At 71.4% G+C, this 12902-nt stretch carries 14 protein-coding genes; 9 read left to right on the plus strand and 5 right to left on the minus strand.

Annotated elements, in window-relative coordinates; genetic code table 11:
• The first annotated feature begins 24 nt into the window (after nucleotides 1-24).
• Genes N1028_RS17295 through N1028_RS17315 form a run of 5 tightly spaced genes read left to right on the plus strand, consistent with a single transcriptional unit; the run spans nucleotide 25 to nucleotide 5066 of the window.
• Nucleotides 25-1233 (plus strand): AI-2E family transporter, encoded by a 1209-nt coding sequence (locus tag N1028_RS17295; protein ID WP_259530664.1) that lies wholly within the window; start codon nucleotides 25-27, stop codon nucleotides 1231-1233.
• Entirely contained in the window at nucleotides 1226-2533 is a 1308-nt protein-coding gene (ilvA, locus tag N1028_RS17300) for a threonine ammonia-lyase (protein WP_259530665.1), read from the plus strand. The genes N1028_RS17295 and ilvA overlap by 8 nt, the downstream gene beginning before the upstream one ends.
• A complete protein-coding gene (locus N1028_RS17305; protein WP_259530667.1) occupies nucleotides 2530-3621 on the plus strand; it encodes an NAD-dependent epimerase/dehydratase family protein in 1092 nt (363 codons plus the stop codon). Before ilvA ends, N1028_RS17305 begins: the two co-directional genes overlap by 4 nt.
• 59 nt (nucleotides 3622-3680) lie before the next feature.
• Nucleotides 3681-4379: a glycosyltransferase family 2 protein gene (locus N1028_RS17310; RefSeq protein WP_259530740.1), complete on the plus strand. Its 699-nt coding sequence runs from the start codon at nucleotides 3681-3683 to the stop codon at nucleotides 4377-4379.
• Nucleotides 4380-4418: 39 nt separating this feature from the next.
• Nucleotides 4419-5066 carry a TIGR04282 family arsenosugar biosynthesis glycosyltransferase gene (locus N1028_RS17315; protein WP_259530669.1) on the plus strand — a complete coding sequence of 216 codons (648 nt, stop codon included), beginning with the start codon at nucleotides 4419-4421 and terminating at the stop codon, nucleotides 5064-5066.
• An 88-nt stretch (nucleotides 5067-5154) separates the two neighbouring features.
• Here N1028_RS17315 and N1028_RS17320 read toward each other — a convergent pair whose 3' ends face one another.
• Both N1028_RS17320 and N1028_RS17325 read right to left on the minus strand, forming a co-directional pair.
• Nucleotides 5155-5595 carry a hypothetical protein gene (locus N1028_RS17320; RefSeq protein ID WP_259530670.1) on the minus strand — a complete coding sequence of 147 codons (441 nt, stop codon included), beginning with the start codon at nucleotides 5593-5595 and terminating at the stop codon, nucleotides 5155-5157.
• Entirely contained in the window at nucleotides 5592-6803 is a 1212-nt protein-coding gene (locus N1028_RS17325; RefSeq protein ID WP_259530671.1) for a molybdopterin-dependent oxidoreductase, read from the minus strand. The genes N1028_RS17320 and N1028_RS17325 overlap by 4 nt, the downstream gene beginning before the upstream one ends.
• A 205-nt stretch (nucleotides 6804-7008) precedes the next feature.
• Here N1028_RS17325 and N1028_RS17330 point away from each other — a divergent pair, with 205 nt between their 5' ends.
• Nucleotides 7009-8484, plus strand: coding sequence for a glycosyltransferase 87 family protein (locus N1028_RS17330; RefSeq protein WP_259530672.1), 1476 nt, complete (start codon nucleotides 7009-7011; stop codon nucleotides 8482-8484).
• The gene (locus tag N1028_RS17335; RefSeq protein WP_259530673.1) at nucleotides 8468-9958 is read left to right on the plus strand and encodes a glycosyltransferase family 39 protein; all 1491 of its coding nucleotides are present in this window, start codon (nucleotides 8468-8470) and stop codon (nucleotides 9956-9958) included. Before N1028_RS17330 ends, N1028_RS17335 begins: the two co-directional genes overlap by 17 nt.
• 6 nt (nucleotides 9959-9964) lie before the next feature.
• On the opposite strand, the gene greA is transcribed toward N1028_RS17335, so the two are convergent.
• Nucleotides 9965-10453 (minus strand): transcription elongation factor GreA, encoded by a 489-nt coding sequence (gene greA / locus N1028_RS17340; protein WP_259530674.1) that lies wholly within the window; start codon nucleotides 10451-10453, stop codon nucleotides 9965-9967.
• Between the two features lie 9 nt (nucleotides 10454-10462).
• A complete protein-coding gene (locus N1028_RS17345; RefSeq protein ID WP_259530675.1) occupies nucleotides 10463-10864 on the minus strand; it encodes a DUF4307 domain-containing protein in 402 nt (133 codons plus the stop codon).
• A gap of 75 nt (nucleotides 10865-10939) precedes the next feature.
• On the opposite strand from N1028_RS17345, the gene mca reads away from it, so the two are divergent.
• Nucleotides 10940-11827: a mycothiol conjugate amidase Mca gene (gene mca / locus N1028_RS17350; protein ID WP_375163466.1), complete on the plus strand. Its 888-nt coding sequence runs from the start codon at nucleotides 10940-10942 to the stop codon at nucleotides 11825-11827.
• On the plus strand, nucleotides 11824-12198 hold the full coding sequence (locus tag N1028_RS17355; RefSeq protein ID WP_310795616.1) for a hypothetical protein: 375 nt from the start codon (nucleotides 11824-11826) through the stop codon (nucleotides 12196-12198). Before mca ends, N1028_RS17355 begins: the two co-directional genes overlap by 4 nt.
• Here the strand turns inward: N1028_RS17355 and trhA are convergent.
• Complete coding sequence (gene trhA / locus N1028_RS17360) at nucleotides 12124-12870, minus strand: PAQR family membrane homeostasis protein TrhA (protein WP_259530676.1); 747 nt, start codon at nucleotides 12868-12870, stop codon at nucleotides 12124-12126. The two genes, N1028_RS17355 and trhA, sit on opposite strands and share 75 nt — an antisense overlap.
• Nucleotides 12871-12902 lie beyond the last annotated feature (32 nt).

Consider the following 12902-nt stretch of genomic DNA (forward strand, 5'->3'; position numbering starts at 1 on the left):
TACGAGCGCTCCTAGACTTGGCCCATGTCTCCGTTCGGGCGATCGCGCCGGGGTGCGCCGAAGTCGTCTTCCGACGTGCCCGTGAAGCGCGTCGACCGCCCGGCCGCCGCCCCCGGTCCTGACCGCTACGACCCGCTCGAGTCGGTGCCGCCTGGCATGCAGGTGGCCGGCGCGTGGTCCTGGCGCATCCTCGTGGTGCTCGGCGTGCTCGCGGCCATCGGCTTCCTCATCATCCAGCTGCGGCTGCTCATCATCCCGCTCATGGTGGCTGTGGTGCTGTCGGCGCTGCTCGTGCCCTTCAAGAACTTCCTCGTGCGGCACCGCTGGCCCAAGGGGCTCGCCGTGGCGGCCGCCGAGGTGGGCACCCTCGTCGTTGTCGCCGGCCTCATCTTCCTCGTCGTGACCCAGGTGACCTCCGGGTTCGACGACCTGCGCTCGCAGACCCTCAACTCCTACAACGACCTCAAGGCGTTCCTCGCGCAGTCGCCGCTGCAGGTCTCCGAAGACGACTTCAACGACTACGTCGCCCAGATCTGGGGGGTGATCCAGCAGGACGGCCAGGCGCTGATTACGGGTGCGGCCGCCGTGGGCTCGAGCATCGGCCACGTGCTCGCGGGCGTGCTGCTGACCCTGTTCTCGACCCTGTTCATCCTCATCGACGGTGAGCGGATCTGGCGCTGGATCGTGCACGTGTTCCCGCGCAGGGCCCGGGCGGCCACCGACGGCGCGGGCCGTGCGGGCTGGGCCACGCTGCAGAACTTCGTGAAGGTGCAGATCCTCGTGGCCTCGATCGATGCCGTGGGCATCGGAGTGGGGGCGGCGATCCTGCAGGTGCCGCTCGCGATCCCGGTCGCGGTGCTGGTGTTCCTCGGCTCGTTCATCCCCATCATCGGAGCCGTGCTCACGGGGGCCGTGGCCGTGTTCATCGCCCTCGTCTACAACGGCTGGGTGATCGCCCTCATCATGCTCGGCGTCGTGCTGCTCGTGCAGCAGATCGAGGGCCACGTGCTGCAGCCGCTCATCATGGGCACGGCCGTGAAGGTGCATCCGCTCGCCGTGGTGCTCGCGGTCGCGGGCGGCTCCATGGTGGCGGGCATCGCCGGTGCGTTCTTCGCCGTGCCGCTCGTGGCCACCCTCAACGTCATGGTCAAGTACGTCGCCGGGGGCGCGTGGCGGGCGACCGCCGACGAGCGCGCCCTCATCCCACCGAAGGATCCCCTCACCGATGTCTGAGCCCACCAGCCTCACCTACCCGCCCACGGAGCCCGCCGAGCCCTCTGCCCCGTCCGGGTCGTCCTCCCGTGACGGTTCCGTCTGGCCCTCGCTCGCCGAGATCGAGGCCGCGCGCGTGCGCGTGTCGAAGGCTGCGCAGGTCACGCCCATGGAGAGCTCGCGCTTCCTCAGCGACATCATCGGCTCGCCGGTCTTCATGAAGTGCGAGAACCTGCAGCGCACGGGCTCCTACAAGATCCGCGGGGCCTACAACCGCATCTCGAGCCTCACCGACGAGGAGAAGGCGCGCGGCGTCGTGGCCGCATCGGCCGGCAACCACGCCCAGGGCGTGGCGTTCGCCGCACGCGAGCTCGGCATCAAGGCCACCATCTTCATGCCCATCGGCGTTCCGCTGCCGAAGCTCCAGGCCACCCGGCACTACGGCGCCGACGTCATCCTGCGCGGCCACTCGGTGGAGGAGGCGCTCCGCGCCGCCGCCGAGTTCTCGCAGTCCACGGGCGCCGTCGTCATCCCGCCGTTCGACCACATCGACGTCGTGATGGGGCAGGCCACGCTCGGGCTCGAGATCCTCGACCAGGTCCCGGATGCCGACACGGTGGTGGTGCCGATCGGCGGCGGCGGGCTCATCTCGGGCATCGCGAGCGCGGTCAAGCAGCGCGCGGCGGCCGAGGGCCGCACGATCCGCGTGATCGGGGTCCAGGCGGCCAATGCGGCCGCCTACCCGCCCTCGCTCGAGGCCGGGGAGCCCGTCGAGATCATCACGTCGCCCACCATCGCCGACGGCATCCAGGTCTCCCGGCCGGGCGTGCTCAACTTCGAGATCATCCACGAGCTCGTCGACGAGGTCGTCACCGTCACCGAGGCCGACACCGCCAGGGCCCTGCTGCTGCTCCTCGAGCGCGCCAAACAGGTCGTCGAGCCGGCCGGCGCCGTGGGCGTGGCGGCGATGCTCTCGGGTCAGGTGAAGAACGCGGGCACGACCGTCGTGGTGCTCTCGGGCGGCAACATCGATCCGTTGCTCATGCAGCGCGTCATCAGCCACGGCCTCGCGGCCTCCGAGCGCTACCTCAAGCTGCGGATCATGCTGCCGGACCGCCCGGGCCAGCTCGCGCGCACCGCCGAGATCGTGGCCGAGGCCAACGCGAACGTGGTGGAGGTGCAGCACACCCGCCACGGCAAGGGCCTGCAGATCAGCCAGGTGGAGCTCGAGCTGCACATCGAGACGCGCGGGCCCGACCACCGCGAGCTCGTGGTGGCGAAGCTGCGCGACGCCGGCTACGACCTGCGCATCGAGCAGTGACGGGGCTCCTCCTCGTCACGGGTGGCGCCGGGTTCATCGGCGGGGCCGTGGTCGCCGCCGCGCTCGGGGAGGGCTGGCGGGTGCGGGTGCTCGACTCCCTGCGGGAGGACGTGCATTCAGTGGCCGCCGCTTCGCCCGGTGACGCGCTGCAGGCAGCCGCTCTGCCGCACGGCGTCGAGTTCGTGCGGGCCGACGTGCGCGACGCGGAGGCCGTGCGGTCGGCGCTGGATGGCGTCGACGCCGTCTGCCACCAGGCCGGCAAGGTGGGGCTCGGGGTCGACTTCTACGACGCGGCCGACTACGTGGCCTCGAACGACCTCGGCACCGCGGTGCTGCTCACCGAGATGACGCGCGCCGGCATCGGTGCCTACGTGTTCGCCTCGTCGATGGTGGTCTACGGCGAGGGCGCCTACCGCTCCAGCCGAGGCCGGGTGCGCCCGCTGCCGCGTGCCGCCGCCGATCTCGACGCGGGGCGCTTCGAGCCGCGCGATCCGGAGACCGGCGAGCCGCTCGAGCCCGAGCTCATCGGCGAGTCCGAGCCGCTGGACCCGCGGAACGTCTATGCGAGCACCAAGCTCGCCCAGGAGCACCTCGCGGCGTCGTGGGCGCGCTCCACCGGCGGCCGGGCCATCGGGCTCCGCTACCACAACGTCTACGGGCCGGGGATGCCGCAGAACACGCCCTACGCGGAGGTCGCGTCGCTGTTCCGCTCGGCGCTCGCGCGCGGCGAGGCGCCCCGCGTGTTCGAAGACGGTGGCCAGCGCCGCGACTTCGTGCACGTGCGCGACGTGGCGGCGGCGAACCTCGCCGCCGTGCACGGTGTGGGGGAGCAGGCCGAGGGCACGTTCAGGGCCTTCAACGTGGGCAGCAGCACCGTGCACACGATCGGCGACATGGCCGCCGCGCTCTCGCGGGCCGCCGGCGGGGCCGAGCCGGTGGTGACGGGGGAGTACCGCCTCGGTGACGTGCGGCACATCACCGCGTCGTCCGCCCTCATCCGCGCCGAGCTCGGCTGGAGCGCCGCGGTGCCCTTCGACGAGGGGATGCGTGAGTTCGCCGCCGCACCGCTCCGCTCGGCCGTGCGATGAGCGACGGCGCGTCGGCGGGCGACCCCGTTTCGGCGGGCGACCCCGTTTCGGCCGGCGCCGTGGCACCGGTGCTCGTCGACGTCGTGCTCCCGTGCCTCAACGAGGAGCGCGCGTTGCCGTGGGTGCTCTCGCGCCTGCCGGAGGGCTACCGGGCCATCGTGGTCGACAACGGCTCGACCGACGACTCGGCCGCGGTCGCCCGCGGCCTCGGCGCCACCGTCGTCGCCGAGTCCCGGCGCGGCTTCGGCGCGGCCGCCCACGCGGGCCTCACCGCCGCCACGGCTCCCGTCGTCGCGTTCTGCGACGCCGACGCCTCGATGGATCCGGCGCAGCTGCCCGCCATGGTCGCGCTCCTCGACGAAGGCCGCGCCGAGCTCGTGCTCGGCCGCCGACGGCCCACGCGCCGTGGTGCCTGGCCGCTGCACGCGCGTTTCGCGAACCGGGCGCTCGCCTTCCTCATCCGCCGGCGCGCCCGCATCCGGGTGCACGATCTCGGCCCCCTGCGGGTCGCGCGCCGCGAGCCCCTCGTGGCCCTCGGCCTCGAGGACCGCAGGAGCGGCTACCCCCTCGAGATGCTCCTGCGGGCCCACGCGGCGAGCTGGCGCATCGTCGAAGTGGATGCCCCCTACTCACCGCGCGTGGGCCGTTCCAAGGTCACGGGCACCCTCAAGGGCACGATCGTGGCCGTCAAGGACATGTCGGCGCTCCTGCGGGAGGTGCGCGGGCAATCCGCGGCGGTTTCGCCTCCGAACACGTAGGGTGAGGCGCATTCGCGTCTTGCGCCGGAGGAGGTTCGAATGCTCACCATCGTCGTCATCGCGAAGGAGTGCGTGGCCGGCCGGGTCAAGACCCGCCTGCACCCGCCGCTCACCCTCGAGCAGGCCGCCGAGGTGGCGGCCGCGAGTCTCGCCGACACGCTCGAGTTCGTCTCCTCGCTCCCGGCCGACCGCCGCGTGATCGCCTTCGCGGGCACCCAGCTGCCGTCCGAGGCTCACGGTTTCGACGTGATCCCCCAGGTCGAGGGCGACCTCGACGTTCGGCTCGGCGCGGTCTTCGACGCGGTCGAGGGCCCCATGATCCTGATCGGCATGGACACCCCGCAGCTCACCCGCGAGCACCTCGATTACGTGCTCGGAGACTGGTCGAGCGACGCAGCGACGGGCCCGGATGCCTGGTTCGGCCCCGCGAGCGACGGCGGCTGGTGGGGCCTCGCCCTGCGCGAGCCCACGGGCGACGTGCTGCGCGGAGTCCCCATGTCGCGCGACGACACCGGGGCCCTGCAGCTCGCGAGCCTCGGCGCCGCGGGCCTCCGCGTGGGATTCCTCCCCGAGGTCAACGACGTCGACACCTACCAGGACGCCCTGGAGGTCGCCGCGCTCGCCCCCGGCACCCGGTTCGCCCAGGCGCTCAGCGCCATCCCGGTGACCCCTGCCCTCACCGCCTGAGCCGCCCGCGCGGTTCAGAACCGCAAAGCTCCCGTCATCCAAGCTCCTCAGAGCCATGGATGCCGGGAGCTTTGCGGTTTCGAACCGCTCAGACGGCGGAGGCAGCCGCCCGGCGAGGAACCGCTCGCACGTACACGGCGCACGCCACCGCCGTCAGCAGCGCCGTCGCACCCCAGAACACCGCCAGATTCAGCCCGTAGTCGAGCGGCAGCACGGTGTCGTTCTTCGCGCCGAGCACCTTCGCGTAGATCTCCGGCAGCACGATCAGGCTCATGATCGCCCCGACGACGACGCCGACCTGCACGATCACCACGACCGCGGGCCGCACCCGCCGGCCCGCCCGTCGCATCAGCACGTCGATGCCGAGGAGCGCCGGGGCCAGCACGGCGTCGTGCAGCACGATCGCGCCGAGGATCCAGATGCCCACCCCCACGATCTGGGCGGGCCGCACCTCGGTGAGCATCACGACGGCGCCGAGGGCGAGACCCGCGAGGCCGACGGCGAGCAGGATGATCCGGGCGATCTTCACGATGCCACCTCCAGTGACCGCAGCCACTTCGTCTGCAGCACCCCTGGCCGCCCGGGCGCGATCACGCGCGCCGGGTAGCCGTGCTGGATGTCGAGGGTCCCTCCGTTGAGCTCGAGGGCCACGAGCGTGAGGTCGTCGCCCACATACTCCGGCCCCATCTCGGTGGTGCGGTAGCCACCGCGCTCCTCGAGGCTGTTCACGATGAGCCGCTTGTCGCTCGGCGCACTGGCAGCCTCGAGCAGGTCGCGCATCCGCACGCCCTTCCAGGTGGCCATCTGACTCCAGCCCTCCACGCACGCGATCGGGAGGTCGACCTGGGTCTGGGGGAGGGCCAGCAGCTCCGCGCGGGTGAAAGTGGCTACGGTGCCGGCGGCCATGACCGTGAGCACCCAGTCGGCGGCCATCGCCGACTCGGTCACCTTCGCCGCCTCGGCGGTGCGGTTGATGGGCAGGCCCTGCGGCCCGATGTCCTTCTGCCGCGGCCCGAAGAGGTTGAGGGGCTTGAGCGCCGCGAACGACTGGCCGGCGGTGAGGGCGACGACCGCGACGGTCGAGAGTCCCACGGCCGTGAAGAAGCCGCGACGGCTGAGGGTGGGCTCGGGCGCCGGGGTGCGGTCCATCCAGCGCATGACGCGCCCGGTCACGCCTGCTGTGGGCACCTCCGACTCGGTGGGCGGCTCGTCGTCGGCCTCGGGCACGGCCCTCGACCAGTTGCGCGCGATGATCGGGAGCTTCACGGCGATGTGGATGGCGAGCGATCCGATGATCACGAACGAGAGCGCCCAGTGCACCTGTTTGAAGTTGAACGGGAACGGATACCACTGATAGGTGTTCAGCAATCCGATCACGATCTGCACGAGGGATGCCCCCACGAAGAGCGCGATCGAGGCCCGCTCGAGCAGGTGCACCGGGCCCTTGAGCGCCGGGGTCTGGAACAGCTGCGGGTAGACGACGTAGAGCTTGCCGAGCAGCAGGGGGAAGCAGGCGATGCCCGCCGTGATGTGGATGCCCTGAGTCACCTGGTAGAGCTGCGGCCAGGTCGCGAAGCGCATCCAGGGCAGCGGATCCTGCAGGAAGTGGCTGTAGAGCCCGGTCGCGAAGCACACGAGGAACGCCAGTCCCAGCAGCCGGCCGATGACCACCGCGGAGCGCGCATCGCGCACCGGCGACGTCGACGAGCGGCGCATCCCGTTCAGCAGTCGTCGCATGTGCTCAGCCAACCCTCTCGCGCCGTTGCCCGGCACAGGGTGTTCGGCGCGGCGGCGTAAATGGGTGGGGGAGAGCCGTCCGGGGCACCAAACGGATGCGCGGCGCACGGCGAACAACGAGGGCACGGGAGCGGCCGGTCTGCGGGCAGGCCATCCTTGAGTGAGCGAGCACCGTGCTCGATCGACGAACAGAGAGCTCCACCCCATGGTCAGAACGATCCTCACCGCGTGCGCGGTCGTCGCTCTGGCCGCCGTGGTGGGCTGGCAGGCGGTCGCCCTCGAGCTGTTCTCCCGCACGCAGACCCCCGCCCTCGTCGCCACGACCGCGGTGGCCTGGGCCCTCTTCGCCCTGGCCTTCGTGCTGCTGCGGCGGGTGCGCCCCTCGCACGTGCTGCCCCTCGTGGTCTCGGGGGCGCTCCTCGTGGGCGGTGCCGCCCTCCTCGGCCCGCCGAACACGAGCACCGACTCGGCCCGCTACGCCTGGGACGGCATCGTCGCCGGGGCGGGACTCTCGCCCTACGACCATGTGCCCGTGGCCGATGAGCTCGCCGGCCTGCGGGTCGACTGGCTCATCGCCGAGCCCGACGCCTTCACGGAGGAGGGCGAGGCCGTGTGCGACGAACTGCGGGTCTACGGCACCACCGCGGTGCCGTCAGGCGATCCGCTCTGCACCTCGATCAACCGCCCTCACGTGCCGACGATCTACCCGCCGCTGGCCGAGCTCTACTTCGCCGCCGTGCGGCTGCCGGTGGCCGACACCGTGGAGTACCTCCCGTTCCAGGTCGGCGGCCTGCTCGTGTCGCTCGGGGTCAGCGCGATGCTGATCGTGGCGCTGCGGCGGCGCGGAGCCGACCCCGCGTGGGTGGCGCTCTGGGCGTGGTCGCCGTTCGTGGCCACCGAGGCCGTCACCAACTCCCACGTCGACGCCCTCGGGGTGCTGCTCGCCCTCGGCGCGAGCCTCCTGATCGCCTCGGGGCGACGGGTCTGGGGCGGCATCGCGCTCGGCGCGGCCATCGCCACGAAGCTCATCCCCGTGATCGTGGCGCCGCCGCTGCTCACACGACGGCCGCTCACCGTCATCCTGGTCTCGATCGCCACCTTCGCCCTGCTTTACGTGCCCTACGTGGTGCTGTCGGGGCCCGAGGTCGTCGGCTACCTGCCCGGCTACCTCAGCGAGGAGGGCTACGACGACGGATCCCGCTTCGCCCTGCTCTCGCTCGTGCTGCCCGGCAACGCAGCGCTCGTGGCCGCGCTCGTGATCGTGGCGGTGGTGGCGGGGCTGTGCTGGTGGAAGGCTGATCCGACCGCGCCGTGGCTCGCCCAGCTCGTGCTGATCGGCACGGTTCTCGTGGTGCTGAGCCCGCGCTACTCCTGGTACGCCCTGCTGCTCGTGCCGTTCATCGTGCTCACGCGGCGGTGGGAGTGGCTCGCCATCCCGCTCGCGCTCACCGCGCGGCTGCTCGTGCCCTCGCTCGCCGTGTCGCGGGTCGCGCTCGCGCTCGCCGTAGTGGTCGTGGTCGCGGGGTGGTGGCTCCGACGGCGCCGGGGTCTCCTCGAGCGCTCGACGTCGCTCGGCGGCGGCGTGGCACCCGTGACCCCGGCGGCCGTGTCCGGCACCAGCGGCGCGGCGAAGCCGGGTGGCGGCCGTGCGGACCGTGCCGACCGTGCCGACCGTGCGTAGCCGCCGATTCGACGCGCCGGCGGTCGTGCTCGTCGGCCTGCTCGGCTTCGCGGCGGCCTTCATCGGATCGTGGACGCCGTCGATCTGGTACGACGAGGCCGCCACCATCGCCTCCGCCACTCGCAGCTGGGAGTCGCTCGGCCGCATGCTCGAGAGCGTCGATGCCGTGCACGCCGTCTACTACGCCCTCATGCACGTGTGGTTCGACCTCGTGGGCTACGACCCGATCACGCTGCGCCTCCCGAGCGCGGTGTTCGCGGGGCTCGCAGCCGCGCTCACCGTCGTGCTCGCTGCGCGGCTCCTCTCCAGCCGGGGCCTCGGGCTCCTGGCGGGCGTCGTGCTCATCGTGCTTCCCCGATTCACCTGGGCGGGCGGCGAGGGCCGTTCCTATGCACTCGGCATGCTGCTCGCAGTGGCCCTCACCCTCGCCCTCCTGGCCGCCCAGCGACCGGATGCCCGCTGGTGGCGCTGGGCGGTCTACGGCGGGCTGGCCGTGCTCTCGATCGCCGTCTTCCTCTACCTCGCGCTCGTCGTGGCGGCCCACGCGCTCACTGTGCTCGTGCGCTTGCTCCTCGGATCACGGGGCGGCGCCCAGAGGGAGGGCGCGACCGTCATCCGCTTCGCCGTGACCGTGGCGGCCGTGGTGCTCGTGAGCCTGCCGCTCGTGCTCACGGTCGTGGGGCAGTCGGGTCAACTCAGCTGGGTGGCGCCCATCGACGCCGACACCGTCAGGGGCGTCTTCCTCACCCAGTTCTTCCCGAAGAACCCCGCGGTCGCGATGGTCGCCTGGAGCCTCGTCGCGCTCGGGCTGGTGGCGCTCGTCGCGCGGCGCTCGCTGCGGCCGGCGGCCCTCGTGCTTCTGCCCTGGCTCGTCGTGCCCACGCTCGCGATCGTCGTCGCCTCCGTGCTGGTGACCCCGCTGTACTCGCCTCGCTACCTCACCTTCTCCCTGCCGGCCGTGGCCATCGCAATGGCGGCGGTGCCGGCCTTGGTCCCGGTGGCGGCCGTGCGCCTCCGCGTCGCGGCGGGAGTCGTGATCGTGGCTCTCCTGGGCGTGCTCGCGCTGCCGAGCTACCAGGCCCAGCGGATGCCCGAGGCGAAGCAGGACGCGAGCTGGTCGCAGGGCGCCGGCACGGTCTCGCGGCTGGACCGAGACGAGCCCACGGCCGTCGTCTTCGGCAGCATCGCCTACCACCCGGGCGCCACGGCGCGCGTGGTCGAGTACGCCTATCCCGAGGCCTTCTCCGGGCTCGACGACGTCGCGCTCACGGCGCCGCTCGAGGAATCGCCCAGCCTGTGGGAGAAGGCGGATCCGGTCGATGCCGAGATGCTCGCCGGGTACGACCGCGTGGTCCTCGTCACGAGTGGGCGCGAGCGTGTGGAGAACGAGGAGGCGATCGTGGCCGCGGGCTTCCGTGAGACCGAGCGCGACCGTTCGACCAACCTCGTCGTCGTGGTCTACGAGCGGGAGTAGGGAGGGTCAGCCCTCGAAGGTCTCCACGTTCGTGATCTCCACCGTGATGTCGCGCCCATTGGGAGCGGTGTAGGTGGTCTTCTCGCCGATCTCCAGTCCGAGCACGGCCGTGCCGAGCGGGCTCTGCTCGCTGTAGACGTCGAGGTCGGCGTTGCCGGCGATCTCGCGGCTGCCGAGCAGGAACCGCTCCTCGCCGCCGGCGACGACGGCCGTCACGACCACTCCGGGCTCGACCACCCCGTGACTCACGGGGGTCTCGCCCACCTGCGCAGTGCGCAGCAGCTGCGTGAGCTGGCGGATGCGGGCCTCGATCTTTCCCTGCTCGTCCTTCGCGGCGTGGTAGCCGCCGTTCTCCTTGAGGTCGCCCTCTTCGCGCGCCTGTTCGATGCGCTTGGCGATCTCGATGCGTGCGGGGCCGCTGAGCTGCTCGAGCTCGTTCGTCAGGCGGTCGTGCGCCTCCTGAGTGAGCCAGGTGACCTGGGTGTCTTCAGCCATTGCGAAAGACTATGCGAGCCAGCAGTCGTAAATCAAACCCGTCGTGGCCAGCTCGCTCGTGCGCACGACCTCGGTGAACGAGCGGTTCGCGAGGTCTGACGGCGGCACCTCGATGACCTTCCAGCCCACCACCGCGAACTTCTCGCTGAGCGCCTGCACGGCGCAGAGGGCGCCCTCGCCACGGGGGAGGGTGACGTCGAAGCGCACCTCCACGTGACTGTCGTCGATCACGGTGTGGGCGATGTCCTGCGTGCCCACGGTCGCGTTCGTGCCGTCCAGGCCCGCCCACACGACCCAGGCGATGAGCACGACGGCCACGGCGGATCCGGCGACCCAGGCCACCACGCGGGCCCGGAGCCGACGCGACGGCGTGCGGCCGTAGCGCTCCTCGAGCAGGTGGTCGGTGCTCACGCGGTGTTCTCCCGGTTCGGGACGATTAGTCTTGGGGGTGGTCCTGTTTCCAGGCTAATCGCATTCCATGAGGAGTTGAGACCGCTGACGCTGCGCCTCCTGGCCGTTCACGCCCACCCCGACGACGAGTCGAGCAAGGGCGCGGCCACCTACGCCTACTATCTCGATCGCGGTGTCGAGGTGATGGTGGTCAGCTGCACGGGCGGCGAACGCGGATCCGTGCTGAACGAGTCGCTCGAGCCCCGCATCTGGGCCGAGCGCGACATGGCGGGCCTCCGCCGCGTCGAGATGGCGGCGGCTCAGGCCGCGGTGGGCTTCCAGCACCGCTGGCTCGGCTACCACGACTCGGGCTGGATCGAGCCGGAGTCCGGCGATCCGCTGCCCGTGAACTCGTTCGGGGCCATCCCGGTCGAGATCTCGGCGCAGCCGCTCGTGAAGCTCATCCGCGAGTTCCGCCCGCAGGTGCTCATCACCTACGACGAGAACGGCGGCTACCCGCACCCGGACCACATCCGCACCCACGAGGTGTCGCTGCGGGCCTGGGAGCTCGCCGCCGACGCGTCGGCGCATCCGGAGCTCGGCGAGGCCTGGTCGATCTCGAAGCTCTACTACGACCGCACCATGAACCCCGCGCGCTTCGAGGCGGTCTTCGACTACCTCACCCGCGAGCTGCCCGAGCACGCGCTGCTGAAGACGCTGACCGAGATGCGCGGCTGGGTCGACGGCCGGCCGAACCTCGCCACCGTGAGCATCCCGGCCGGCGCGTTTTTCGACGTGCGCGACGCGGCCCTGCGGGCGCACGCGAGCCAGGTCGCCCCCGACCACCCCTTCTTCTTCTGGCCCAACGACATCCTGCAGACCGCGTGGCCCTACGAGGACTACCAGCTCGTGCAGTCGCGGGTGGAGGTCACCTCCACCGACCCCGAGACCGACCTCTTCGACGGCGTGGAGGACGAGGCGTGAGCGCGCTCCTCGACCACCTCGTCGCGGTGGCCGTGGCGACCGAGGAGAACACCCCCGATCCGGATCAGGTGACGCCGGGTGTCATCGGCTTCATCGCGACCTTCTTCGTGGCGGCCGTGACGGTGCTGCTCGTGATCGACATGGTGCGGCGGGTGCGCCGGGTGAACTACCGGGCGCAGGTGCGCGAGCAGCTCGAGGCCGAGGTGGCAGCGCGCGACGCGGCTGCCGCGGCTGACGCAGGTGCAGTGGCCCCGGCCGGGTCGGTCGGCTCGGCCGGGTCAGCCGGGTCGGCCGGGTCAGCCGTTGAAGGGCGGGTCGATGGCCAGCAGCAGGATCGCGGTCCAGTGGCAGAGGAACGCGACGACCGTTAGCGTGTGGAACACCTCGTGGAAGCCGAACCTCCCGGGGAAGACGTTGGGCTTCTTGAGCGCGTAGGCCACCGCACCGAGCGTGTAGGCGAGGCCTCCCGCGGCGACCAGGATCATCGAGGCGGCATTCACCGCGAAGATGTCGCCGAGGTAGGCCACAGCCGCCCAGCCCAGCGCCAGGTAGAGCACGACGTAGAGCCAGCGCGGTGCGCCGATCCAGAACACCCGGAAGCCGATGCCCAGGAGCGCTCCCGCCCAGACCACCACGAGCAGCAGGGAGCCCTTCTCGGGCGGCAGCGCGAGCACGGCGATCGGCGTGTAGGTTCCCGCGATCAGCAGGAAGATGTTGGCGTGGTCGATGCGCTTGAAGAGCAGCTTCGTCTTCGGTTTCCAGTCGATGCGGTGGTAGAGCGCGGAGTTGCCGAACAGCAGCATCGAGGTGAGGGTGAAGACCGCACTCGCCCATTTCGCCGGAGCGCCCTCGGCCAGCACGATGAGCACGATGCCCGCCACGACGGTGAAGGGGAACGTTCCGGCGTGGATCCAGCCCCGCCAGGTGGGCTTCTGCTCGGCGGGCGAGTGCTCGATCTCGTCGTCGAGCAGGGGCACGTTCGGGAGGTCGGGACCGCCGTCGGCCGTGGTGTCGGCAGCGGCAGGGATCTCGGGTGCAGCCATGTGCTCAGACTACGCCAGCAGCGAGTAACGTG

The organism is Herbiconiux oxytropis, from assembly GCF_024979315.1.
In the GTDB taxonomy this organism is placed as follows: domain Bacteria; phylum Actinomycetota; class Actinomycetes; order Actinomycetales; family Microbacteriaceae; genus Herbiconiux; species Herbiconiux oxytropis.

Excerpts from the sequence above, each read along its gene's own strand:
- greA (WP_259530674.1), bottom strand. The coding sequence starts at position 10,453 with ATGGCTGAAGACACCCAGGTCACCTGGCTCACTCAGGAGGCGCACGAC.
- N1028_RS17325 (WP_259530671.1), bottom strand. The coding sequence starts at position 6,803 with ATGCGACGACTGCTGAACGGGATGCGCCGCTCGTCGACGTCGCCGGTG.
- N1028_RS17330 (WP_259530672.1), top strand. The coding sequence starts at position 7,009 with ATGGTCAGAACGATCCTCACCGCGTGCGCGGTCGTCGCTCTGGCCGCC.
- ilvA (WP_259530665.1), top strand. The coding sequence starts at position 1,226 with ATGTCTGAGCCCACCAGCCTCACCTACCCGCCCACGGAGCCCGCCGAG.
- trhA (WP_259530676.1), bottom strand. The coding sequence starts at position 12,870 with ATGGCTGCACCCGAGATCCCTGCCGCTGCCGACACCACGGCCGACGGC.
- N1028_RS17315 (WP_259530669.1), top strand. The coding sequence starts at position 4,419 with ATGCTCACCATCGTCGTCATCGCGAAGGAGTGCGTGGCCGGCCGGGTC.
- N1028_RS17295 (WP_259530664.1), top strand. The coding sequence starts at position 25 with ATGTCTCCGTTCGGGCGATCGCGCCGGGGTGCGCCGAAGTCGTCTTCC.